Genomic DNA, 22,237 nt, shown 5'->3' on the forward strand with positions numbered 1-22,237 from the left:
TTGACTATTTGGTGTAGTGGGCACTTCATCAACTGTCACAGGCGAAGCGCATGATCAGCCAGCACACCACGGTAACGCTTAAGGTTAACGGCCAGCCCAACGAGGTCACGGCCATGGCGGATACCCCGCTGTTGCTGGTGCTGCGCAATGACCTGGCACTCAACGGCCCCAAGTACGGCTGCGGCCTGGGGGAGTGCGGTGCCTGTACCGTGATCATCGATGGTGTGGCGGCCCGTGCCTGTGTGTTCCCGTTGTCGGGCGCCGTGGGGCGCGAGATTGTCACCCTCGAAGGCCTGGGCACACGCCAGGCGCCGCATCCGGTGCAGCAGGCGTTTATCGATGAGCAGGCCGCACAATGCGGCTACTGCCTCAACGGCATGATCATGACCGCCAAGGCTTTGCTCGACCGTAATCCCAACCCCAGCGAAGTCCAGGTCCGCAATGAACTGTCGGGCAACCTCTGCCGCTGCGGTACCCATATCGAAATCCTGCGGGCGGTGCTGCGAGCCGCGCGCCTCCTGGGTGCGGAGGGACGGTCATGAGCCTTTCCCGAGACCAATGGCTGGCCAAGACCGGTGTTTTATTGATCGTCGACGACGTGCTGCCGCCGTCGGGACCGGTGGCCAAGGGCGGCACGCCCACGGTGAAACCCAGGGAGCTGGGGCTGTTTATCGCAGTGAACGATGACGGCCTGGTGTATGCGTTCAACGGTCACGTAGACCTGGGCACCGGCATTCGTACGTCGCTGGCGCAGATCGTCGCCGAAGAACTGGACCTGACGCTTGAGCAGGTGAAGATGGTGCTCGGCGACACCGAGCGCGTGCCCAACCAGGGTGCGACCATTGCCAGCGCGACCTTGCAGATCTCGGCGGTGCCACTGCGTAACGCGGCGGCCGAGGCGCGGCGCTTTTTGCTGGCCCGTGCGGCGGGGCGCTGGGGCGTCAGCACGGCCAGCCTTAAGGTAGACGCCGGCGTGATCCAGGCGGCGGACGGGCGTAGCACCACGTACGCGGCGTTGGTCAGCGGCCAGCACGATCAACTGCACATCAGCGGCGACGCACCCTTGAAGGCCATCGACGATTACCGCCTGGTGGGCAAGGGCGCGGCGCGGGTGGATATCCCGGGCAAGGCCACCGGCGAGTTGACCTATGTGCACGATATGCGCGTGCCGCACATGCTGCACGGCCGGGTGATTCGCCCGCCGTATGCCGGCCTGGACTGCGGGGAGTTCGTTGGCAACAGCCTGCTGAGTGTGGACGAGGCGTCGATTGCGCATATCCCCGGGATTGTCGCGGTGGTGGTGATCCGTGATTTTGTCGGCGTGGTGGCGCTGCGTGAAGAGCAGGCTATCAAGGCCGCCCAAGCGCTGCAGGTGCAGTGGAAGCCCTGGAACCACGCATTGCCGGACATGAGTGATGTGGAGCGGGCCATCCGCGACAACCCCCGCGTGCGCCGCACTGTACTTGACCAGGGCAAGGTCGACGAAGCCCTGGCCAATGCTGCCCAGCGCATGCCGCGCACGTACCTGTGGCCGTACCAGATGCACGGCTCCATCGGCCCGTCCTGCGGTGTCGCCGATTATCAGCCCACGGGCAGCCGCGTGTGGTCCGGCAGCCAGAACCCACACCTGCTGCGTGCCGACCTGGCCTGGTTGCTGGAGTGCGATGAAGCGCTGATCGACGTGATCCGCATGGAGGCCGCCGGTTGCTACGGACGCAACTGTGCCGATGACGTGTGCGCCGACGCCTTGCTGCTGTCGCGTGCCGTGGGCAAGCCGGTGCGTGTGCAACTGACCCGCGAACAGGAACATCTGTGGGAACCCAAGGGCACTGCGCAACTGATGGACGTGGATGGCGGCCTGAATGCCGACGGCAGCATCGCCGCCTATGACTTTGAAACCAGCTACCCGTCCAACGGCGCGCCGACCCTGGCGCTGCTGCTCACCGGCCGCGTCGAGCCGGTGGCGGCGATGTTCGAGATGGGCGATCGCACCTCGATCCCGCCCTACGACATCGACAACCTGCGCGTGACCATCAACGACATGGCGCCCATTGTGCGTGCTTCGTGGATGCGCGGCGTGTCGGCGCTGCCCAACACCTTCGCCCACGAGTCCTATATCGACGAACTGGCCTTCGCCGCCGGCGTCGACCCGGTGGAATACCGCCTGCGTTACCTCAAGGACGAACGCGCTATTGACTTGGTCAAGTCCACCGCCGAACGCGCCAACTGGGCACCGCGCACCGCGCCGATGCAAACCGCCAATGAGGATCACCTGCTGCGTGGTCGTGGCTTTGCCTACGCGCGCTACATCCACAGCAAGTTCCCCGGTTTCGGCGCGGCCTGGGCGGCGTGGGTCGCGGACGTGGCCATCGACAAGCACACCGGCGATGTGTCGGTGACGCGGGTGGTGATCGGCCATGACGCAGGGATGATGATCAACCCGGCAGGGGTGCAGCATCAAATCCACGGCAACGTGATCCAGTCCACCAGCCGCGTGCTCAAGGAGCGTGTGACCTTTGAAGAGTCGACGGTGGCCAGCAAAGAGTGGGGCGGTTACCCGATCCTGACGTTCCCCGAAGTGCCGCAGATCGACGTGCTGATGATGCCGCGCCAGGACCAGCCGCCCATGGGCGCCGGTGAGTCGGCGTCGGTACCCAGCGCGGCGGCGATTGCCAATGCGATCTATGACGCCACCGGGATTCGTTTTCGCGAGTTGCCGATCACCCCGGAGCGGGTGTTGGCGGCATTGAATGCCGGCACCTTGGGCGAGCCGGCCAAGTCGCCGCACAAACGCCGTAAATGGTGGTTCGGCGCACTGTTCGCGACCTTGGGCGCCGTGCTGGCCACGGCGTGGCCGTTTCACAGTGCAATCGCGCCCATCGCACCGCCCAGTGCAGGCACTTGGTCCAAGGCGACCCTGGAACGCGGGCGTTTATTGGCGGCACTGGGGGACTGCGCGGTGTGCCACACGGCGCCCGGTGGTGCGACCAATGCCGGTGGGTTAGCCATGGAAACACCCTTCGGCACTCTGTACAGCAGCAATATCACGCCGCACGTGCAGACGGGCATCGGCGCCTGGTCGTACCCGGCCTTCGAGCGAGCGATGCGCGACGGCATTGGCCGCGACGGGCGCAATTTGTACCCGGCGTTTCCCTACACGGCGTTTCGCAATATCAACGATGCCGACATGCAGGCGCTGTATGCGTACCTGATGTCCCAGGCGCCGGTGAGCCAGGCAGCGACGGCGAATGCGCTGCGCTTTCCGTTCAGTCTGCGGCCGTTGATGGCGGGGTGGAATGCGTTGAATCTGCGGCGCGGCGAAATCACCGTGCAGCCCGAGCGCAGCGAGCAGTGGAATCGCGGCAATTACCTGGTCAATGGCCTGGGCCATTGCGCTGCCTGCCATTCGCCGCGCAACTTGATGGGCGCGCAGAAGGGCGGCAAGGCGTTTCTGGCCGGTGGGGTGGTGGACGGCTGGGAGGCGCCGGCGTTGACGGGGTTGTCCAAGGCGCCGACGCCGTGGACCGAGGATCAACTGTTCACGTATCTGAGCACCGGGTATTCCGACGCCCACGGTGTGGCGGCGGGGCCGATGGGACCGGTGGTGAGTGAACTGGCGAAATTGCCCAAGGCGGATATCCGCGCGATGGCGGTGTACCTGGCGTCGTTGAATGGCGAGGCGGCTGCCCAGGTGCAGGTGGTGGCTACGGTGCCAAACCCCAATGGCCGTCGCGTGTTCGAAGGGTCGTGCAAGGCCTGTCATGCTGATGGCCTGGGGCCGAAGTTGTTTGGGGTAAGTCCGTCACTGGCGACCAATACCAATGTGTTTAGCGATCAGCCGGACAATTTGATCAAGGTGATCCTGCAAGGTATCAGCAACCCGGCGACCCGGGATCTGGGGTATATGCCGGGGTTCAAGGACAGTTTGTCCAATCGCCAGGTAGCGGATTTGGTCGCGTATCTGCGCGGCAAATTTGCGCCGAATGCGCCGGTTTGGAAGGGCCTGGAGCAGACGGTGGCGCACCTGCGCGCTAACCCCGGAACCCACTGACACAACAAGGGTAAAAAATGTGGGAGGTTTCTACAGTGAGGGAGTGACGCCCCGCAGCACCAAATCGCTGATAAACACCAGCCAATCCTGCTGCTGCCCTTTGTTCGTCAGGTCTTCACCCAGGAACGAGCTGAGGGTATGGCGGTTGGAGTTATAGAAGTAGCACAGCGAAGCGATCATCAAGTACACGTGCTTGAGGTCCACCTCCTGGCGGAACAGGCCCTGGGCCTGGCCTGCTTCGATGATCGGGCGTAGCACGCCCACCGCTTCACCTGACAGCCTGCGAATCTCCCCCGACTGCTTGGCGTGCTTGCCCTGGTGCAGGTTTTCGATGCTCAGGATCGCCACGAACTCGGGGTGCTTGACGTAGTAGTTCCAGATAAACGCCACCAAGTCGCGTAAGGCCTGCACCGGCGCATCCAGGTCCAGCTTGAGCTTGCTTTCGGCTTGGTTGAATTGCTCGTAGATGTGTTCCAGCACGCAGACGAACAGGTGTTCCTTGCTGGCGAAGTAGTAATAGAGCATGCGGTCGTTGGAGTCGGCTTCCTTGGAGATGGTATCGACGCGCCCGCCGGAGTAGCCGTCGCGGGTGAATACTTTGACCGCCGCCTGCAGGATGCGCGCACGGGTCTGGTCGGCCTGTTGGGCACGGATACCGGTCTTCTTGATCACCATGTCAAAGCGCCTTGCACGACAGTCAGGGCGCGAAATATAGCATGGCCTTTTTTCGGTCCGTTCCATGACCGACAAGTTCTGTAATAAAAACGCCATTGCGCTGGGGATTACATCTCCCACGGGCTATTTTGGTGCGTCTCAATAACTAGAGTAGCCATGGATGAAATACCAACCCTTTAGCCGTACCTTGATTGCCACTGCACTGGTGTTGACGGTCAGTGGTGTACAGGCCGCTTCCCAGGCCCCGGTGGCCGGTGAAAATGGCATGGTGGTGACGGCCCAGCATTTGGCAACTCATGTCGGCGTGGATGTCCTCAAGGCGGGCGGCAACGCGGTGGACGCGGCCGTGGCCGTGGGCTACGCGCTGGCGGTGGTGTACCCGGCGGCGGGTAACCTGGGCGGCGGCGGCTTCATGACCGTGCAACTGGCGGACGGGCGCAAGACCTTCCTCGACTTCCGCGAAAAAGCCCCACTGGCTGCCACCGCCAATATGTACCTGGACAAGGATGGCAACGTCATCGAAGGCCTGAGTGCCAAGGGCCACCTGGCTGTCGGCGTGCCTGGCACCGTGTCCGGCATGGAACTGGCCCTGAGCAAGTACGGCACCCTCAAGCGCGCCCAGGTGATTGCCCCAGCGATCAAGCTGGCTGAAAACGGCTTCGCCCTGGAGCAAGGGGATATCGACCTGCTGCACACCGCCACCGGTGAGTTCGAAAAAGACAAGGACATGCGCGGCATCTTCCTGCACAACGGCCAGCCGATGCAGGTCGGGCAGAAACTGGTGCAGAAAGACCTGGCCAAGACCCTCAAGGAAATCTCCGCCAAGGGTACAGACGGCTTCTATAAAGGTTGGGTGGCCAAGGCCCTGGTGGATTCCAGCCAGGCTGGCAAGGGCATCATCACCCAGGCAGACCTCGACAAATACAAGACCCGTGAGCTGGCGCCCATCGAGTGCGATTACCGGGGTTACCACGTGGTTTCCGCGCCGCCGCCGAGCTCGGGCGGTGTGGTGATCTGCCAGATCATGAACATCCTCGAAGGCTACCCGATGGCCGAACTGGGCTATCACTCGGCCCAGGGCCTGCACTACCAGATCGAAGCCATGCGCCACGCCTACGTGGACCGCAACAGCTACCTCGGCGACCCGGACTTCGTGAAGAACCCGATCGAGCACCTGCTCGACAAAAACTACGCGGCGAAATTGCGCGACGCCATTGAGCCGCAAAAGGCCGGTGACTCCCAGGCAATCAAGCCGGGTGTGTCACCGCACGAAGGCAACAACACCACCCACTACTCCATCGTCGACAAGTGGGGCAATGCGGTCTCCGTCACTTACACCCTCAACGACTGGTTCGGCGCCGGCGTGATGGCGAGCAAGACCGGGGTGATCCTCAACGATGAAATGGACGACTTCACCGTCAAGGTTGGCGTACCTAACATGTACGGCCTGGTGCAGGGTGAAGCCAACGCCATTGCCCCAGGCAAGGCGCCGCTGTCGTCGATGAGCCCGACCATCGTGACCAAGGATGGCAAGGCGGTGATGGTGGTGGGGACGCCGGGTGGTAGCCGCATCATTACCGCGACCCTGCTGACCATCTTGAACGTGATCGACTACAAGATGAACATCCAGGAGGCCGTTGACGCGCCGCGTTTCCACCAGCAGTGGATGCCGCAAACCACCAACCTTGAGACCTTCGCGGTGAGCCCGGACACCCAGAAGCTCCTCGAAAGCTGGGGCCACACGTTTGCCGGGCCGCAGGATGCCAACCACTTGGCGGCGATCCTGGTAGGTGCGCCTGCGTTGGGTGGCAAGCCGGTGGGTAACAACCGCTTCTATGGTGCTAACGACCCACGTCGTAACACGGGCCTGTCCCTAGGCTACTAAGCGCTGCAATTCCCTGTAGTAGCGAGGGGGACGCCTAGTTCTTGCTCCCTACTACAGTGGTTGTGCAAGCAGTTGCTCTACCGCTGTAAACGCCGCGATCCGGCGCGCCTCCCAATCCCCCCCAATCACCACCACCGGCTGTTGATGCTGCTGCATCCAGTCCAGGCTGCCCTGGAAAAACGCACGGCGATCCGCCAACTCGGGCTGGCAGCGTTGGCCATCGGCTGTCCACTCCACATCTTCCGGCGAAAGCAGCAGGTGCAGGTCGTAATGGCGTGCCAACAGTTCATCGTCGAGCCACGCCGGGTAGTCGCCAAACAGCGTCTGGCTCCACAGCTTATTGGTCAGCAGGTGGGTGTCGAGAATCAGCAGGCGAGGTTGCTCGGCGCGTGCGGCGTCTTCCCAGGCCAGTTGGCCGTGGGCGATGGCCGGGATATCTGCCAGGCACGTATCGCGCCGATGGTGATCGATGAAATAGCGCACGTATTCACCGACCATCACACCGCCCAAGTGCCCGTGCAACTGGGCGGCCAGCCAGCTTTTGCCGCTGGATTCAGGCCCCGCCAGTACCACCACCTTCATGGTTGCAGCGCCGGGTCGGCGCGCCATTCACGCCAGCCTTGCACGGCGATCACGGTAAACAAGGCATAGAGTGCGGCGGTGAGGTACAGGCCTTTGTAGAGGAACAGCCCGACGAAGATCACGTCCACGGCGATCCACAACGGCCAGCATTGCACGCGCTTCTGTGCCATCCACATCTGCGCTACCAGGCTGAAGCCGGTGAGCGCGGCATCGAGCCAGGGTTGTGCGGCATCGGTCCAGTGGGCCATGGCGGCGCCGAGCAGCAGGCTGCCCACCGCGCCGATGGCCAGGCTGGTGATGATCGCCGGCACGCCCAGGCTCGTGACTTGGCGCCCCTGCCTGACCTCGCCGGCACGGGTCCACTGCCACCAGCCATACAGTTGCAGGCCGGCATAGACCACCTGCAGCAGCATGTCGGAATAGAGTTTCACGTCGTAGAACACCCAGGTGTACAGCAACACCATCACCAGCCCGATGGGCCAGCACCAGGGGTTTTGCTTGACCGTCAGCCAGACAGCAATCACCCCTAGGGCAGCGGCGAACAGTTCAAGCCCGGACATGGTGGTTCCTTGGGGGAGTGGGAGAGGGCGGTGATTGTAACCAAAGAGGGCCGCTTGTAGGCGTTGGCTGTTGTTGGCGGCGCTTGCTGTGGTGAGCGGGGCAAGCCCGCTCACCACAGCAAGCCTGCTGGCCACAACAGGCCTGCTGATTACGGTATTGCCCTCGACAGGTTTAGACTTTGAACTGGCGCAGGAGGCCGTCGAGTTGTTCGCTCAAGCCGCGTAAATGCACGCTGGCCACGCTGGACTGCTCCGCTGCCAATGCCGTGCTGTGGGACAGCCCAGCCGCCTGGGTGACGTTCTGGTTGATGTCCTCCACCACATGCGCCTGTTGCAACGTGGCACTGGCAATCGAGGCGTTCAGGCCGTTGAGGTTGTGTAGCGCCTGGCCGATGGCGGTGAGGCTGGCACCGGCCTGGCCCGCTTGTTCGATGGTCAGTTGCGAGGCGCTGTGGCTGTCGCTGATTACCTTGACCGCCGCTTCCGAGTGGCCTTGCAGGCGCTCGATCATCGCCTGGATCTCGGCGGTGGATTTTTGCGTGCGCTGGGCGAGCAGCCGGACTTCGTCGGCGACCACGGCGAACCCGCGACCCTGCTCGCCGGCACGTGCCGCTTCGATGGCGGCGTTCAAGGCCAGCAAGTTGGTCTGGTCGGCGATGGAGCGGATCACTTCCAGCACACCGCCGATCTGGGTGCTTTCGCTGGACAGGGTGCGAATCACTTCCACCGCCTGGCTGATGGTGCTGGAGAGTTGGTCGATTTGCTTCAGGCTGCCGTCGATATTGACCTGGCCCTGTTGCGCCTGGGCCTGGGCATCGCGCATTTCGCTGGCGGCGTGTTCGGCGTTCTTGGCCACGTCCTGCACGCCATAGGTGACTTCATTGATGGCGGTGGCCACCAGTTCCATCTGTTGCGATTGCTGTTGGCTGCGGTCATGGGCCTGGCTGGCGTTGTTGCCCAGGTCGGTGGAGGACTGGCCCAAGGCGTTGGCGCACACCTGCAACTGGCTCACCACTTGGCGCAGCTTGGCGGTGAAGCTGTTGAAGTGCTGGGACAGTTGGGTGATTTCGTCACGCCCATGAGTGTCGAGGCTGCGGGTCAGGTCGCTTTCGCCGCTGGCGATATTGCCCATGGCATTCACCGCGTCCTGCAACGGGCGCACAATGCTGCGGGCGATCAGCGACACCAGCAGGCCCATCACCAGCGCAATGCCCAGGCCGATCAACGAGGCTTTCCACACCTGGCCGGTGAACTCGGCCTGCACGTCGTCCACATACACACCCGAGCCGATAATCCAGCCCCAGGGCTCGAACAGTTGGATGTACGAGGTCTTGGCCACCGGCGCTTCGGCACCCGGCTTGGGCCAGCGGTAGTTGACGATGCCGGCGCCCTTGGCCTTGGCCAGGCTGACAAATTCGTTGAACACCGCAAAACCGTCCGGGTCGCGGATGGCCGACAGGTTCTGGCCGTCGAGCTTGGGGTTGGCCGGGTGCATGATCATCACGGGCGTGAGGTCGTTGATCCAGAAGTAGTCGTCATGGTCATAACGCAAGCCGCGTACAGCGCTCAAGGCTTGTTTCTGGGCGGCGTCACGGGTCATCACGCCGGTGGTTTCCAGGCCGTGATAAAACGTCAGGATCCCGCTGGCGGTCTGGACCACGTGTTGGGTCTGTTGGCGCTTGGCTTGGTAGAGGTCGTCATGGATCTGCTTGAGCATCAGCAAACCCAGGGCCAGCAGCATCAGCACGGCGACTATCAGGATCAGCCAAAGGCGGCGGCTGATCGACATATTGCGCAAACTGTTCATCGTCCTGTCACTCCGGGCTTTTTATAATTGTGGGCGTCGCATCGACTTTTACGCCTTGTCTGATAGGCTTTCGGCCTGTAATCGCAAAACCTGAGTACTGCCTGATTTTTACAGCATTTTTGCAGGCTGGCGTTGACCACCATCAACACCAGGCCTTCAGCGCGCTCGTCGTCAGTGAACCATTAAAAAAGACTAACAAGGCATGCCGCCGCGCATGACCTTTGGGGGAAGCATGGATTTTTGGACCGCCATTCAGGCATTGATTCTTGGCGTAGTGGAGGGGCTGACGGAGTTCCTGCCGATTTCCAGCACCGGGCACCAGATCATCGTGGCCGACTTGCTCGACTTCGGCGGCGAGCGTGCGATGGCCTTCAATATCATCATCCAGCTCGGCGCTATCCTGGCGGTGGTGTGGGAGTTCCGGCGCAAGATTCTCGATGTCGTTACCGGCTTGCCGACCCAGCGCACGGCGCAGCGTTTCACGATCAATCTGTTGATCGCGTTCCTGCCGGCCGTGGTGCTGGGGGTGATCTTCGCCGACCTGATTCATCACTACCTGTTCAACCCGATCACCGTGGCCACGGCGCTGGTGGTGGGCGGCGTCATCATGTTGTGGGCCGAGCGCCGCGAGCATGAAGTGCACGCCGAGACCGTCGACGACATCACCTGGAAAGACGCGCTCAAGGTCGGCTTTGCCCAGTGCCTGGCGATGATCCCGGGCACTTCGCGTTCCGGCTCGACCATCATCGGCGGCCTGCTGTTCGGCCTGTCGCGCAAGACCGCTACCGAGTTCTCGTTCTTCCTGGCCATGCCGACCATGGTCGGCGCCGCGGTGTACTCCGGCTACAAGTACCGCGACCTGTTCCAGCCAGCGGACCTGCCGGTGTTTGCCGTGGGTTTCATCACCTCGTTCATCTTCGCGATGATCGCGGTCAAGGGCCTGCTCAAGTTCATCGCCAGCCATAGTTATGCGGCGTTTGCCTGGTATCGGATCGGGTTTGGCCTGCTGATCCTGGCGACCTGGCAGTTCGGTTGGATCGACTGGGCGGCGGCCAAGGCATGAGCATCCAGCACCCGCGCTTGAAGGCGGCGATTTTTATGCTGCTGTGCGCGGCGCCGCTGGTGGGGTCGGTATTGGTGTGGCTGCGTGGCGAAACCGTGATGCCGCTGGCGGCCTATGGCGTGGTCAGCGTGATTGCGTTTTTGCTGTACTGGCGCGACAAGCGCAAGGCGCAAACGGACAGTTGGCGCACCCCGGAAAACATCCTCCACGCCGTGGAACTGGCGGGCGGTTGGCCGGGGGCGTTGATCGCCCAGCAGGTGTTGCGCCACAAGACGCGCAAGGTGTCTTACCAAGTGTTGTTCTGGGTCATCGTGCTGCTGCACCAGGTGTTCTGGCTGGACCAGCTGTTCCTCGGCGGCACGTTGCTATCAGTCCTCTAGCCGCAACCCGATCTGCGTGCGCTTGGGCAGTTTGTTCACCACCAGTTGGTGGGAACGCTGCAACAAGCCACGCACTTCATCGGCGCCCAGCGGGTAGGGCGTGTTCATGATGATCCACTGTGCACGCGCCAGGTACGGCGCGGGGTGGATGCCGGGGCGGTCGACGTGGCCGAGGAACAGTTCCTTGTCGACCTTGAGCGCCAGTGAGTCGCCGCGCAGGTTTTGCAGGGCGAACATCTTGTTGCCGGCAATCGAAAACACCCGCACGCCGCCCCATTTGTAGTCTTCCCGCGCGCCGGGCAGGCTCAGGCAGAACGTAGCGACTTGCTCTTCGCTCATCTTCATAGCAGGCGGTCTCCGCAGCTTTTAAAGCCTTCTTCCAGGTAATCGATCCAGGCCCGAATGGCCGGCAGCACGCCGCGCCGGTGCGGGTAAACGGCCTGCAACCAGCCGCCCGGCAGTGACCATTGCGGCAGCAATTGCACCAGGTGGCCGTTGGCCAATTCCTCCTCGCAATACATCATTGGCAGCACGGTAAAGCCCAGGCCCATGATGGCGCTGGCCTTGCGCACATTGAAGTCATCCACGCCCAGGCGCGCTTCCATGATCAGGTCGTGGGGGTTGCCCTGTGGGTCGATGATGCGTTGGTGCACCATACGGTCCGCCTCCAGTGCGCCGAGTATCGGCAACTGCTTGAGGTCATCAAGGCTGCTGATATGACGGCCGTGCAAGAAGTTGGGGCTGGCAACCAGTGCGGTCTGGGCCGGGCGCAGGCGCTTGGTGACCAGCAGTGGGTCTTCATCGCCATGCTCGCGCACCCGCAACGCCACATCGATGCCCTCGGCCACCAGGTCGACTCGGCGGTTGACCAGGCTCATTTCCAACTGCACCTGAGGGTGCGCTGCCAGAAACCCGGCGACCACGTCCGGCATCATGTTGTGTGCCAAGCCCACCGGGCAGGTCACACGTAGCCGCCCACGGGGCTCGCTGGACATACTCGCCACAGCCTCATCAGCCATCTCGGCTTCCAGCAGCATCGCCTGGCAGTGGCGCAGGTAGCGCTCGCCGACGGCGGTGAGGGTTAACTGGCGCGTGGTGCGTTGCAGCAGGCGTGCGCCCAGGCGCTCTTCCAGCTCGGCAATGCGCCGCGACAGCCGTGATTTAGGAATGCCCAGCAGCCGACCGGCGGCCGCGAAACCGCCGGCTTCGACGACTTTGGCGAAATAGTAGAGGTCGTTGAGGTCTTGCATGGCGAGCCTATTGTCCTGTCAGTGGGACAAACTATCGCACAACAGCCGACTTATCGAGTATTGGTTTCATGCGTAGCATCACCACCATCTGATCGCCCTAGTCGATCCCACCTCGGAGATCCATCATGAAACTGTTGCATATCGATTCCAGCATCCTCGGCGACAACTCGGCTTCCCGTCAGCTCAGTGCCGGTGTGGTGAAGGCCTGGCAGGCTGCCGAACCAGGTGTAGAAGTGACTTACCGTGACCTGGCCAGCGAAGGCATCAACCACTTCTCCGGCGCCACCCTGGGTGCGTTGGGCACTGCTGCCGAACTGCGCGACGCCGCGCAAAAGCACGAAGCTGAGCTAAGCGCTTCGTCCCTGGCTGAATTCCTCGCTGCCGACGCCATCGTGGTTGGTGCGCCGATGTACAACTTCACCATCCCGACCCAACTCAAAGCCTGGATCGACCGTATCGCCGTCGCCGGCCAGACCTTCCGCTACACCGAAGCCGGCCCGGAAGGCCTGTGCGGCAATAAGAAAGTCATCATCGTCTCCACCGCCGGTGGCTTGCATGCGGGTCAGGCGTCGGGTGCGGCCCATGAAGGCTACCTGAAACTGCTGTTTGGCTTCCTCGGTATCACCGATATCGAAATCGTGCGGGCCGAAGGCCTGGCCTACGGTGATGAAGTGCGCAGCAAGTCCCTGAGCGACGCCAACGTAGTGATCAACGAACAATTGTTCGCTGCCGCGTAAGGCTTGTGTAAATATCCTCTGCTGTCGGTTTCAATCTGAAGCCGAGCGCCTAAACTCTGTATTCTGCTCGCCTGAACGCGACCGGAGTACGGAGTTTTTTCGTTTACCCGCTGTCTTCTTTGATATGGCCCAGGTTGTGCAAGCATGGGTTCAATACCCCGGACTTTTCATTCGACATGTCGGTTCTCACGCAGCAAAGGTGGACATCCCCATGATGCGTCTTTGTGCTGTTATGGTTCTTTCCTTGCTCGGTGGCCTGATTTCAGTGCATGCCGCGCCTGCGCCGCACCCCCATTGGAGTGTCGGCTTTCATCGCATGACGTTTCTCGACCCGCTTGACCTGCAGCCGATGAAAGCCGTGGCGTTCTATCCGTCCACCGGCCTTGAGCACACCACGCAGTTGGGCGCCTATCACGTCGCCGCCACCGAAGATTCGAAGATCGCCATCGGCCGTTTCCCGATGCTGATGCTGTCCCATGGCAACACCGGCACGCCGCTGGCCTTGCATGACCTGGCCACGTCCCTGGCACGCAAAGGCTTTGTGGTGGTCGCCGTGTTGCACCCTGGCGACAACTACAAGGACCACAGCCGCCTGGGTACGTTGAGTAACTTGTACGGGCGGCCGATCCAGATTTCCGAAGCGATCACCGCCACCCTGGCCGACCCTATGCTGTCGCCGTTCGTAGACATCGACCAGGTCGGGGTCATCGGCTATTCCGCCGGCGGCGAAACCGCGTTGATCCTGGCGGGGGCCAAGCCGGATTTTGATCGTCTGCGCCGTTATTGCCAGGAGCGCCCGGAAGACCGCGACGCCTGCACCACCAAAGGCGAATTGGTGGTGGACCGTGATGATTTGCAGCCACAATCCGACCCGCGTATCCACGCCTTGATGTTGATGGCGCCACTGAGCCTGATGTTCGGGCGTCACACCCTGGCCGACGTGCATGTGCCGGTGCTGCTCTACAGCGGCGACGGCGACAAGTTGGTGGCCGTGGACAAAAATGCTGCGGCCCTGGCGCGCAAGCTGCCGCAGCCGCCGAACTTCAAGCTGTTGGCCGGGGCAGGGCACTTCGTGTTCATGGCGCCGTGTGACAGCGACCAGATGGCCGCCATGCCGGCGATCTGCACCGATGCCGATGGTGTCGACCGCGAAGGCATCCATCGTGATCTGGTGTCCGAGGCCGGGCGCTTTTTCGCTCACACCTTAAGTGAGCCATCTCGCGCTGGCCTTCAGACGGCGGATCAGTAAGCGCGGCGCTTGAGCAGCAAGGTCACGCCCAGTGCCGTGACCGACAGCAAGGCTGCGCAAAAGAAGATCCAGCCATACCCCAGGTTGAGCGCCACAAACCCCATCAGCGGCCCGGCAATCGCCAGCGCCAGGTCAAAAAACACCGCATACGCACTCAACCCTGCGCCACGGCTGCTGTTGGGGACTTGTTTGATGGCTTCCACACCCAGCGCCGGGTACACCAGCGACAGACCAAAGCCAGTCAGGCCGGCGCCGATCAAGGCGACGCCGGTGGATGGCGCGAGCCACAACAGGGTGAGGCCCAGGGTTTCAATCAGCATGCAGGCGATGGCGGCGCTGAAACCGCCAAAGCGGCTGATGGCCGAAATAAACACTAGGCGCGACAGGATAAAGCACACGCCAAACACCGTGAGGCAGTATGCGGCGCCTTGCCAGCCGCGATTGAGGTAGTAGAGCGTGATAAAGGTGGTGAGGGTGCCATAGCCAATGGATGACAGGCACAAACTCGCCCCAAACGGTGCGATACGGCCGAACACGGCCCAGAACGGCAGCCGCTCGCCGCGTACCACGGGGACTGACGGTTTATTGCGAATCAGCACCAAACCCAACGCCGCCAGCACTGTCAGCGCCAGGCCCAGGCTGTTGTAGCCATATTCCGCCACCATCACCACCCCGAGCGGCGCGCCGATGGCGATGGCGCCGTAGGACGCAATGCCGTTCCAGGAAATCGACCGTGCCGTGTGCTCGGCGCCGACCTGGCCCATGCACCAACTGATGGTGCCCACGCCGATCAAGCCTTGTGCCACGCCGAGCAACAGCCGCGCGACGATCAGAATGCCCAGGCTCAGGCTGGGCGTGCTTTCGACCAGGGTTGCGAAAAACGTCAGCACACCACTGACCAGAATGCCCGCCAACCCCAGCACAATCGCGCGCTTGGTGCCGACGTTGTCCGACATGCGCCCGGCCATCGGCCGGCTGAGCAGGGTCGCCAGGTACTGCGAGCCGATGGTGATCCCCGCCACCACGGCGCTGAAACCCAATTGTTCGTGCACATAGCCTGGGATTACCGCAATCGGCAGGCCGATGCAGATAAAGGCTATAAAGGTATAGAACACGATAGAGACGATCTGCAGGGTGACCGACAAGGAGGAGGGGGCAGCGGTAGACATGGGCACTCGTTCGCGGGCGGGCGGTGAGGGCCATGATGGCATAACCCGACTTTGACGCCACCGCAATATCAATGTGGGAGAGGGCTTGCCCCCGATAGCGGAGTGTCAGTCAACGGATATATTGACTGAGACACTGCTATCGGGGGCAAGCCCCCTCCCACATTTTGACTTACTTGGCCCTGCAGTTGAGCGTTGTTCTTAGAACACGACGCCTTGGCTACGCAGGTAGTCATCATAGGTGCCGCTGAAGTCGATCACGCCGTCGGCGCTCAACTCGATGATGCGGGTTGCCAGGGACGATACGAACTCACGGTCGTGGCTGACGAAGATCAGCGTGCCCGGGTAGTTCTCCAGCGCCAGGTTCAGCGCCTCGATGGATTCCATGTCCAAGTGGTTGGTCGGTTCGTCCATGATCAACACGTTCGGCTTTTGCAGGATCAGCTTGCCGAAGAGCATGCGACCTTGCTCACCCCCGGAGATCACCTTGACCGACTTGAGGATCTCGTCGTTGGAGAACAGCATGCGGCCCAAAGTACCGCGAATCATCTGCTCGCCCTGAGTCCACTGGCCCATCCAGTCGAACAGGGTGACGTCGTCTTCGAAGTCGTGCGCGTGGTCCTGGGCGTAGTAGCCCAATTCCGCTGCATCAGTCCACTTGATGGAGCCTGCGTCCGGGGTCAATTCGTTGACCAGGGTACGCAGCAGGGTGGTCTTGCCGATACCGTTCGGGCCGATGATCGCCACGCGCTCGCCGGCTTCAACCTGGAAGCTGAAGTCCTTGAACAGTGGTTTGCCGTCGAAACCCTTGGCCATTTTTTCGACCATGACAGCCTGGCGGTGCAGTTTTTTGTTCTGATCGAAACGGATGAACGGGCTCACACGGCTCGAAGGCTTGACCTCGGCCAACTGGATCTTGTCGATCGCCTTGGCACGGGACGTCGCTTGCTTGGCTTTCGAGGCGTTGGCCGAGAAGCGGCTGACGAAGGATTGCAGTTCGGAGATCTGTGCCTTCTTCTTGGCGTTGTCCGACAGCAGTTGCTCGCGGGACTGGGTCGCCACGGTCATGTACTCGTCGTAGTTGCCCGGGAACAGACGCAGCTCGCCGTAGTCCAGGTCAGCCATGTGGGTGCACACGCTGTTCAGGAAGTGACGGTCGTGAGAGATGATGATCATCAGGCTGTTACGCTGGGTCAGGATGTTTTCCAGCCAGCGAATGGTGTTGATGTCCAAGTGGTTGGTCGGTTCGTCGAGCAACAGCACTTCAGGATCGGAGAACAGCGCCTGGGCCAGCAACACACGCAGTTTCCAGCCTGGAGACACTTCGCTCATCGGGCCAAAGTGTTGTTCCAGGGGAATGCCCAGGCCCAGCAGCAGCTCGCCGGCACGGGATTCGGCGGTGTAGCCGTCCATCTCGGCGAACTCGGTTTCCAGCTCGGCCACAGCCATGCCGTCGTCTTCGCTCATTTCCGGCAGCGAGTAGATACGGTCGCGCTCGGCCTTGACCTTCCACAGCTCCTCGTGGCCCATGATCACGGTGTCGAGCACGGTGAATTCTTCGTAGGCGAACTGGTCCTGGCGCAGTTTACCCAGGCGCACATTCGGCTCCAGCATGACCTGGCCGCCGGACGGATCAAGGTCGCCGCCGAGGATTTTCATGAAGGTCGACTTGCCGCAACCGTTGGCACCGATCAAACCATACCGGTTGCCGGCGCCGAACTTGACCGAGACGTTCTCGAAGAGCGGCTTGGCGCCGAACTGCATGGTGATGTTAGCTGTGGAGATCAATTACTTTACCTATCAATAGCTTAGGGTGCGCTTATTTGAACTGGGACCAATGTGGGACCAATCTGGAGCTTTTGCATTTCGCTCCAGTCCGAGCTTGAGTTGATCCAACGCGCATAAGTCAAGAGCAGCATCTGCACACAAAGGCGAAGCTGCTGGGAGATGAAGGCGGGGTTCATGCCAGACATAATGCGTATTGTCGCATAGGTGTGACGACAGTTGTATGGCGGCCGACGATGGATATTCAGAGCTTTGAGCGTTGCGACCCACTCAATCGCCGTTTTACCGGGCTTGGCTGGCGCGAACCTGATCAGGCCCTGCGGTACCGAAAACCGCCTGGGCGTTTTTAGCGAGGGGGGCGCGGCGATAAAAGTTGATAAGCGTTCGTATTCGCATTTAAGATACGTAATAACATATCAACTCAAGGCGCCTTACCGATGAAAGTGTTGTCCTCACTCAAAGAAGCGAAAAACCGTCACCGCGACTGCCAGATCGTGATGCGCCGAGGGCGGATCTACGTGATCTGCAAATCCAATCCGAAATTCAAAGCGCGTCAGGGCAGTGCGAAGAACAAGAACAAGGGCAAAGGTTGAGCCAGGCGTTGCCAGATGCAAGCAGCCCGGCGCTGGGCCGGGCTGCTTGTTGATCACGTTGAGCGGGGGGACTTACAGCGTCTTGAATGTCAAAGCGACCTTTCGGTCGAAAAAGCTAGGATCTGTCGCGATCACCTTGCTTTCTGGGACGCCCATCGACACACCCCGCACCGTGAAATACGCGCCTTCGACTTTGACTTTTTTGTTAATGAGTTGCTTCCAGATGGACGCTTCCCCTTCGGGCAGATTATCTCGCATGTCTACGATCCCGATTCCGTTTTGCTCGCCACGGTTGGTGAGGGATTCGAGATACAGCCAACCAAGCCACGGGCCGCTACCTTGCTTAACGTAGCCAAGCAACCTTTCGTGACGGATAGGAAGGTTATCTGGCACGCCCTCGATCTTATAGTTCGGGTCACCCTCGACAATGTAATCTGCTGACGTGATCGGCATTTCGCGAGCAATATCCTTGGCATATTGCAGGGTCCGATCGCTTGCGCCTCCGGCCCGTTTGAACGCTGCGCCAATGGCGTCGTTTTTTAGAAAAATGGCATAAGTTTCAAGGTTTATTTTTGACATAAACAAAACCACGCTGGCTGTCCGCTCGGCCTTGAAGTAGCTGTACAGCGTTTGATCCATACTGTAGCCAGCCTTTTCGAACGCTTTGTTCATATATTTGGCATAGACGTAAGATTGTTCCGCAGTAGGGAAGGCAAATGTCGGAACCCGCGCCATGTCGCTTTTGAAATCATCTTCGTAGTCGTCCTTGAAGGCGTTGACGATCTTCTGCGATGCAGCCATGTCCAGAGGGGCTGCGACTTGGGCGGCTTGAACATTGGCGCACAGGCAAAAAAAGCATGACGCTAGAAACAGTCGAATCATGAGGCATCCTTGAGGCAGTTCGGCTGGCGATTCTCCATGCGGCCAGCGCTAATATTCACGGCGCTGTCGACGGGCGAATGCGTAGGAGTCATCGGAGGATCGGCTGAGTGTGCAAGATCTTTAGGCGCGCTTGTATGATAGTTTGGCGTCTGAATATCGGTAGGAATAGAGGGGTGTCGGCATGGAGCATTTACCCAGCGGTGCGCGCAAAATTCTTCGAGACGGCCTGCGAGCGTTTGATAAGAGCCTGTGGGACTTAATCTCATACTCTCGGGATTCTGATGTTTTGAAATATGATCCGGGGTTTCTAACTACCAACGAAGGGCTGCACCTTCGCGCGCGCAAGTATTTGGATGAGCTTAAAGACACGTTGAGTAAAAACCACGTGTCACACCCTTATTTTGAAAAGGCTTTTGAGTGTGGGTTGCACAATGTCAATAAAATAAAAGTGGGGCAGTCCAGGTCTCATCTGCGTTGGCACTTGAACAACGCTCGCTGCGAGTTGATTAACGAAATGACAAAAGACCGCACTAACGTTCGGATTGAGATCGCTTACCTGCACCCACACATGTAGTTGTGCGAATGCCCACATCAGGCGGTCGTAGTACGGCACGCAAAAGAGGGTTTGGCCAACGTCTCCGGCATCGCCAGTGCTAGCAGCGCCAACGCCACGCTTGCGACCCCGGCCAGGGTCAGGAACGCCGCGTTGTAGCCGGCCTGCTGTACCACGAAACCCGCCAGGCTGCTGCTCAAGGCGGCGCCCAGGCCAAATACCGTGGACAGCGCGCCCAGACTGACGTTGAAGCGCCCGGTGCCTTGGGTCAGGTCCTTGACGATCACCGGGAACAGCGCGCCGAAGATCCCTGCGCCAATGCCGTCGAGCATCTGCACGGCCACCAGCCAGTACGGATCGTTGGACAAGGTATACAGCACGCCGCGCACCGGCAGGATCATGAACCCAGCCAGCAACAGCGGCTTGCGTCCCCATATGTCAGCCTTGGCGCCCACCAGCCAGGCCACCGGCACCATGACCAATTGTGCGGCGACGATGCATGCCGACGTCAGCGGCGTGGCCATGTGCAGGTTGATCTGCGATAGCTTCTGACTGACCAGCGGCAGCATCGCCGCATTGGCCAAGTGAAACAGCGCGCAGCAGATAGCGAACAGCAGCAGTGGGCGGTTGGCGAGCAGTACCTTCATGCCGGACGGCTGCGCATGCTCGCAATGATGGGCCGGGTCGAAGCCGCGGGCGACGTCATGGTCGATCGCCGCAGCCGAGACGCAACTGACCGCTACCACGCTGGCCACCGCCATAAAGGCCATCAGGTAAAACACCACCACTGGCCCGAACAGGTAGGCCAGGCCGCCGGCCAGCAGCGCGGCGACAGCATTGCCAGCGTGGTTGAAGGTTTCGTTGCGTCCGGTTCGGCGGGTAAATGCACGCGGCCCGGTGATCCCCAGGGAAATGGCGGAAATCGCCGGGGCAAACACCGAGGCGGCAATAGCACTGGCGGCTTGGGTCAACGCCACCCAACCGAACGAACTGACAAATGGCAGCAGCAGGCAACTGGCCGTCACCAGCAGCGCAGCGATGCCGATCACCGCGCGCTTGCTGCGGGTACGATCAATCAGCGCGCCGGCCGGGCCCTGGGTGATCAAGGCGGCGATACCCGCCAGGGTCATCACCACGCCGATGCTGGCTGGGTTCCATTGGTGCACCGCCAGCAGGTAAATCGCGAGGTAGGGGCCAAGACCGTCGCGTACATCGGCCAGGAAAAAATTCAGGCTGTCCAGGGACAGGGCATTGCGCAGATCGGAATGAGTAGCCACGGCGAGGTCTTCTGGAACGCGTTCAACGACTGAGCGCGGATTGGTTTAGTGACTCGCGTGTATCGGGATAAGTTTCGTACAAGGTTTGGGGTTTTAATCGGCATGCACTTGGCTTACTTTCTACGCCCCGCGGTTATGACTTCTGGAGACGCAATGGACATGCCCTCAGCTCAACAGGCGATTGCCTGCAACAAGCAAGCCTGGGATCAATCAGCCGACCTGCATAAAACCACCGACACCTGGAGTGCCTTGCTCAAATCGGTCGGCAACCCCGGTTTTTCTTGCCTGGATCCGACCCTGACAAGGGTGTTGCAAGACATCGGTGTTGGCGGCAAGCAGGTGGTGCAACTGTGCTGCAACAATGGGCGCGAAACCCTATCGCTGTTGGGGCTGGGCGCGAGCTCGGCGGTGGGTGTCGATCAATCCCCCGCGTTCCTGCAGCAGGCGCGTGAATTAGCCTGCGTTTCGCCCCACAGCCCTGAATTTATCGAAAGTGATATCCACCATTTACCGGCGCACTTGCAGGGGCGCTTCGATATTGCCTTGGTGACCATTGGGGTGCTTGGTTGGATGCCGGATGTGGCCCTGTTTATGCAGCATGTCGCCAGCACCCTTAAGCCTGGCGGTGCGCTGGTGATGTATGAAACCCACCCGTTTCTAGAGGTATTTGACCCCAGGGCGCAGAACCCGCTGTTACCCGCCAGCTCCTACTTCCAGCGCGAACCTTTTGTGCTACGTGAATCAATTGTCTATGAAGGCCAGGCCGAAGTAGCGGGGCCTACTTCCTATTGGTTCGTGCACACCTTGGGGGAGGTGGTCAGCGCCGCGATTTGCGCCGACCTGCAGATCAGTCACTTGCAGGAGTACGCGCACTCTAATCGGGAGGAGCTCTACGATCAGTACGAGGGCCAGCCTGCGCAGTTGCCACTGTGCTTCACCCTCACCGCCGTTAAACGGCCTGCTTGAAGCGGTTTTCACCCGCGCAAAAAAAAGCCCGCGAGGATAGGCGGGCCAAGGGATTCACTGGAGTAGGTAGCCTTCACCCTATAGGCCTGAAAGTGAAGGTTGTGTGAAAAGCATGTCACACGTTCGTAGCGTGCAATCAATCAGCGGCGCCGCACGAACGTGCGCATGGTCTCGCCTGGGCCAGTGCTGAATGTGCGTGGCCTGGGCATATTTTCATCCGCCGCAATAAACACGAAGTCATCGTCTTCAAGGCGGTAGCTCGCGGGCAAGTATTTGCCTGCATCATCGCCTATGGCGTCCACCCAGGTAATGCTCTTGGGCACCGTGGTGCTGTCCAGAAAAAACCGGCCAGCCAATAACACCTCGCCGCTGACGGTTTTTACTTCGAAACGGTCACCCGTAATCGTAGTCATTGCGCCTGGAGCACTGTGGGCATCGGCCGGGTTGAGTACGCCGCTGTCCTCCAGCGATGTCTGTTCCCAGGCGCCTTGCAGGGCTAGAAAGTCCGGGTCTGATAGAAGTGACATGCAATTTCCTTTTTGCTCAATCGTCAATCGACGCGGGGAGCGTCACGGTGCCGCAGTTTGAATCATCTTTCGCGTAATCACGCGTAGGAAAGCTCCTTATTTGTGTTTTTTATACTGATTTTTCCTTTGTCTATAGGCGAATTCCGATATTTTTCTAAACGGTCGGGTAACGTCTTGTAACGAAGCGTCTATGCTGTGGGTGCCTGTCAGTCACGGCGCCAACAACAAGGCGCCGTCAATGGCACCGGG

General features: G+C 60.7%; 21 protein-coding genes and 1 pseudogene. 10 read left to right on the top strand and 12 right to left on the bottom strand.

The window, feature by feature from the left end; all coding sequences use genetic code 11:
* Window positions 1-50 precede the first annotated feature (50 nt).
* Complete coding sequence (locus PspS35_RS13475) at window positions 51-542, top strand: (2Fe-2S)-binding protein (protein WP_159935220.1); 492 nt, start codon at window positions 51-53, stop codon at window positions 540-542.
* Window positions 539-4,051 (top strand): molybdopterin cofactor-binding domain-containing protein, encoded by a 3,513-nt coding sequence (locus PspS35_RS13480; protein ID WP_159935222.1) that lies wholly within the window; start codon window positions 539-541, stop codon window positions 4,049-4,051. The genes PspS35_RS13475 and PspS35_RS13480 overlap by 4 nt, the downstream gene beginning before the upstream one ends.
* A gap of 30 nt (window positions 4,052-4,081) precedes the next feature.
* On the opposite strand, the gene PspS35_RS13485 is transcribed toward PspS35_RS13480, so the two are convergent.
* Window positions 4,082-4,726: a TetR/AcrR family transcriptional regulator gene (locus PspS35_RS13485; protein WP_159935224.1), complete on the bottom strand. Its 645-nt coding sequence runs from the start codon at window positions 4,724-4,726 to the stop codon at window positions 4,082-4,084.
* A gap of 160 nt (window positions 4,727-4,886) precedes the next feature.
* On the opposite strand from PspS35_RS13485, the gene ggt reads away from it, so the two are divergent.
* A complete protein-coding gene (gene ggt, locus PspS35_RS13490; protein WP_159935226.1) occupies window positions 4,887-6,611 on the top strand; it encodes a gamma-glutamyltransferase in 1,725 nt (574 codons plus the stop codon).
* A gap of 51 nt (window positions 6,612-6,662) precedes the next feature.
* Here ggt and PspS35_RS13495 read toward each other — a convergent pair whose 3' ends face one another.
* The 3 genes from PspS35_RS13495 to PspS35_RS13505 form a co-directional block, all read right to left on the bottom strand.
* A complete protein-coding gene (locus PspS35_RS13495) occupies window positions 6,663-7,193 on the bottom strand; it encodes an AAA family ATPase (protein ID WP_159938043.1) in 531 nt (176 codons plus the stop codon).
* A complete protein-coding gene (pnuC, locus tag PspS35_RS13500; protein ID WP_159935228.1) occupies window positions 7,190-7,753 on the bottom strand; it encodes a nicotinamide riboside transporter PnuC in 564 nt (187 codons plus the stop codon). Before pnuC ends, PspS35_RS13495 begins: the two co-directional genes overlap by 4 nt.
* 172 nt (window positions 7,754-7,925) lie before the next feature.
* On the bottom strand, window positions 7,926-9,560 hold the full coding sequence (locus PspS35_RS13505; RefSeq protein ID WP_159935230.1) for a methyl-accepting chemotaxis protein: 1,635 nt from the start codon (window positions 9,558-9,560) through the stop codon (window positions 7,926-7,928).
* A 232-nt stretch (window positions 9,561-9,792) separates the two neighbouring features.
* On the opposite strand from PspS35_RS13505, the gene PspS35_RS13510 reads away from it, so the two are divergent.
* Window positions 9,793-10,623, top strand: a complete 831-nt coding sequence (locus PspS35_RS13510; protein ID WP_159935232.1) for an undecaprenyl-diphosphate phosphatase — start codon at window positions 9,793-9,795, stop codon at window positions 10,621-10,623.
* Entirely contained in the window at window positions 10,620-11,003 is a 384-nt protein-coding gene (locus PspS35_RS13515; RefSeq protein WP_159935234.1) for a DUF1294 domain-containing protein, read from the top strand. The genes PspS35_RS13510 and PspS35_RS13515 overlap by 4 nt, the downstream gene beginning before the upstream one ends.
* Here PspS35_RS13515 and PspS35_RS13520 read toward each other — a convergent pair.
* The gene (locus PspS35_RS13520) at window positions 10,992-11,348 is read right to left on the bottom strand and encodes an MmcQ/YjbR family DNA-binding protein (RefSeq protein ID WP_159935236.1); all 357 of its coding nucleotides are present in this window, start codon (window positions 11,346-11,348) and stop codon (window positions 10,992-10,994) included. The two genes, PspS35_RS13515 and PspS35_RS13520, sit on opposite strands and share 12 nt — an antisense overlap.
* Window positions 11,345-12,253 (bottom strand): LysR substrate-binding domain-containing protein, encoded by a 909-nt coding sequence (locus tag PspS35_RS13525; RefSeq protein ID WP_159935238.1) that lies wholly within the window; start codon window positions 12,251-12,253, stop codon window positions 11,345-11,347. The genes PspS35_RS13520 and PspS35_RS13525 overlap by 4 nt, the downstream gene beginning before the upstream one ends.
* A 125-nt stretch (window positions 12,254-12,378) precedes the next feature.
* Between PspS35_RS13525 and PspS35_RS13530 the strand changes: the two genes are divergently transcribed.
* Both PspS35_RS13530 and PspS35_RS13535 read left to right on the top strand, forming a co-directional pair.
* Window positions 12,379-12,990: an FMN-dependent NADH-azoreductase gene (locus PspS35_RS13530; protein ID WP_159935240.1), complete on the top strand. Its 612-nt coding sequence runs from the start codon at window positions 12,379-12,381 to the stop codon at window positions 12,988-12,990.
* Between the two features lie 211 nt (window positions 12,991-13,201).
* The gene (locus PspS35_RS13535; protein ID WP_159935242.1) at window positions 13,202-14,239 is read left to right on the top strand and encodes a dienelactone hydrolase; all 1,038 of its coding nucleotides are present in this window, start codon (window positions 13,202-13,204) and stop codon (window positions 14,237-14,239) included.
* On the opposite strand, the gene PspS35_RS13540 is transcribed toward PspS35_RS13535, so the two are convergent.
* From PspS35_RS13540 to PspS35_RS30315, 3 genes and pseudogenes are all read right to left on the bottom strand, one after another.
* The gene (locus tag PspS35_RS13540) at window positions 14,233-15,408 is read right to left on the bottom strand and encodes an MFS transporter (protein ID WP_159935244.1); all 1,176 of its coding nucleotides are present in this window, start codon (window positions 15,406-15,408) and stop codon (window positions 14,233-14,235) included. The genes PspS35_RS13535 and PspS35_RS13540 overlap by 7 nt on opposite strands.
* A 198-nt stretch (window positions 15,409-15,606) precedes the next feature.
* Window positions 15,607-17,193: an ABC-F family ATPase gene (locus PspS35_RS13545; RefSeq protein ID WP_081797888.1), complete on the bottom strand. Its 1,587-nt coding sequence runs from the start codon at window positions 17,191-17,193 to the stop codon at window positions 15,607-15,609.
* A gap of 20 nt (window positions 17,194-17,213) precedes the next feature.
* Window positions 17,214-17,462 (bottom strand): annotated as a pseudogene (locus PspS35_RS30315) (site-specific integrase); the annotation flags it as partial.
* Between the two features lie 165 nt (window positions 17,463-17,627).
* Between PspS35_RS30315 and ykgO the strand changes: the two are divergent.
* Entirely contained in the window at window positions 17,628-17,783 is a 156-nt protein-coding gene (gene ykgO / locus PspS35_RS13550; RefSeq protein WP_019816741.1) for a type B 50S ribosomal protein L36, read from the top strand.
* Between the two features lie 72 nt (window positions 17,784-17,855).
* Here ykgO and PspS35_RS13555 read toward each other — a convergent pair whose 3' ends face one another.
* Window positions 17,856-18,665, bottom strand: coding sequence for a hypothetical protein (locus PspS35_RS13555; protein WP_159935246.1), 810 nt, complete (start codon window positions 18,663-18,665; stop codon window positions 17,856-17,858).
* Window positions 18,666-18,846: 181 nt separating this feature from the next.
* Here PspS35_RS13555 and PspS35_RS13560 point away from each other — a divergent pair, with 181 nt between their 5' ends.
* The gene (locus PspS35_RS13560; RefSeq protein ID WP_159935248.1) at window positions 18,847-19,239 is read left to right on the top strand and encodes a hypothetical protein; all 393 of its coding nucleotides are present in this window, start codon (window positions 18,847-18,849) and stop codon (window positions 19,237-19,239) included.
* Between the two features lie 17 nt (window positions 19,240-19,256).
* Here the strand turns inward: PspS35_RS13560 and PspS35_RS13565 are convergent, their stop codons facing one another.
* Window positions 19,257-20,495 carry an MFS transporter gene (locus PspS35_RS13565; protein ID WP_159935250.1) on the bottom strand — a complete coding sequence of 413 codons (1,239 nt, stop codon included), beginning with the start codon at window positions 20,493-20,495 and terminating at the stop codon, window positions 19,257-19,259.
* Window positions 20,496-20,648: 153 nt separating this feature from the next.
* Here PspS35_RS13565 and PspS35_RS13570 point away from each other — a divergent pair, with 153 nt between their 5' ends.
* Window positions 20,649-21,461 carry a class I SAM-dependent methyltransferase gene (locus PspS35_RS13570; protein WP_159935252.1) on the top strand — a complete coding sequence of 271 codons (813 nt, stop codon included), beginning with the start codon at window positions 20,649-20,651 and terminating at the stop codon, window positions 21,459-21,461.
* A gap of 140 nt (window positions 21,462-21,601) precedes the next feature.
* Here PspS35_RS13570 and PspS35_RS13575 read toward each other — a convergent pair whose 3' ends face one another.
* The gene (locus PspS35_RS13575; protein WP_159935254.1) at window positions 21,602-21,988 is read right to left on the bottom strand and encodes a TIGR03067 domain-containing protein; all 387 of its coding nucleotides are present in this window, start codon (window positions 21,986-21,988) and stop codon (window positions 21,602-21,604) included.
* Between the last annotated feature and the right edge of the window lie 249 nt (window positions 21,989-22,237).

Source organism: Pseudomonas sp. S35 (assembly GCF_009866765.1).
GTDB lineage: Bacteria > Pseudomonadota > Gammaproteobacteria > Pseudomonadales > Pseudomonadaceae > Aquipseudomonas.

Coding starts and splice junctions, on each gene's coding strand:
- PspS35_RS13475 (WP_159935220.1), top strand. CDS start 51: ATGATCAGCCAGCACACCACGGTAACGCTTAAGGTTAACGGCCAGCCC.
- PspS35_RS13480 (WP_159935222.1), top strand. CDS start 539: ATGAGCCTTTCCCGAGACCAATGGCTGGCCAAGACCGGTGTTTTATTG.
- PspS35_RS13485 (WP_159935224.1), bottom strand. CDS start 4,726: ATGGTGATCAAGAAGACCGGTATCCGTGCCCAACAGGCCGACCAGACC.
- ggt (WP_159935226.1), top strand. CDS start 4,887: ATGAAATACCAACCCTTTAGCCGTACCTTGATTGCCACTGCACTGGTG.
- PspS35_RS13495 (WP_159938043.1), bottom strand. CDS start 7,193: ATGAAGGTGGTGGTACTGGCGGGGCCTGAATCCAGCGGCAAAAGCTGG.
- pnuC (WP_159935228.1), bottom strand. CDS start 7,753: ATGTCCGGGCTTGAACTGTTCGCCGCTGCCCTAGGGGTGATTGCTGTC.
- PspS35_RS13505 (WP_159935230.1), bottom strand. CDS start 9,560: ATGAACAGTTTGCGCAATATGTCGATCAGCCGCCGCCTTTGGCTGATC.
- PspS35_RS13510 (WP_159935232.1), top strand. CDS start 9,793: ATGGATTTTTGGACCGCCATTCAGGCATTGATTCTTGGCGTAGTGGAG.
- PspS35_RS13515 (WP_159935234.1), top strand. CDS start 10,620: ATGAGCATCCAGCACCCGCGCTTGAAGGCGGCGATTTTTATGCTGCTG.
- PspS35_RS13520 (WP_159935236.1), bottom strand. CDS start 11,348: ATGAAGATGAGCGAAGAGCAAGTCGCTACGTTCTGCCTGAGCCTGCCC.
- PspS35_RS13525 (WP_159935238.1), bottom strand. CDS start 12,253: ATGCAAGACCTCAACGACCTCTACTATTTCGCCAAAGTCGTCGAAGCC.
- PspS35_RS13530 (WP_159935240.1), top strand. CDS start 12,379: ATGAAACTGTTGCATATCGATTCCAGCATCCTCGGCGACAACTCGGCT.
- PspS35_RS13535 (WP_159935242.1), top strand. CDS start 13,202: ATGATGCGTCTTTGTGCTGTTATGGTTCTTTCCTTGCTCGGTGGCCTG.
- PspS35_RS13540 (WP_159935244.1), bottom strand. CDS start 15,408: ATGTCTACCGCTGCCCCCTCCTCCTTGTCGGTCACCCTGCAGATCGTC.
- ykgO (WP_019816741.1), top strand. CDS start 17,628: ATGAAAGTGTTGTCCTCACTCAAAGAAGCGAAAAACCGTCACCGCGAC.
- PspS35_RS13555 (WP_159935246.1), bottom strand. CDS start 18,665: ATGATTCGACTGTTTCTAGCGTCATGCTTTTTTTGCCTGTGCGCCAAT.
- PspS35_RS13560 (WP_159935248.1), top strand. CDS start 18,847: ATGGAGCATTTACCCAGCGGTGCGCGCAAAATTCTTCGAGACGGCCTG.
- PspS35_RS13570 (WP_159935252.1), top strand. CDS start 20,649: ATGGACATGCCCTCAGCTCAACAGGCGATTGCCTGCAACAAGCAAGCC.
- PspS35_RS13575 (WP_159935254.1), bottom strand. CDS start 21,988: ATGTCACTTCTATCAGACCCGGACTTTCTAGCCCTGCAAGGCGCCTGG.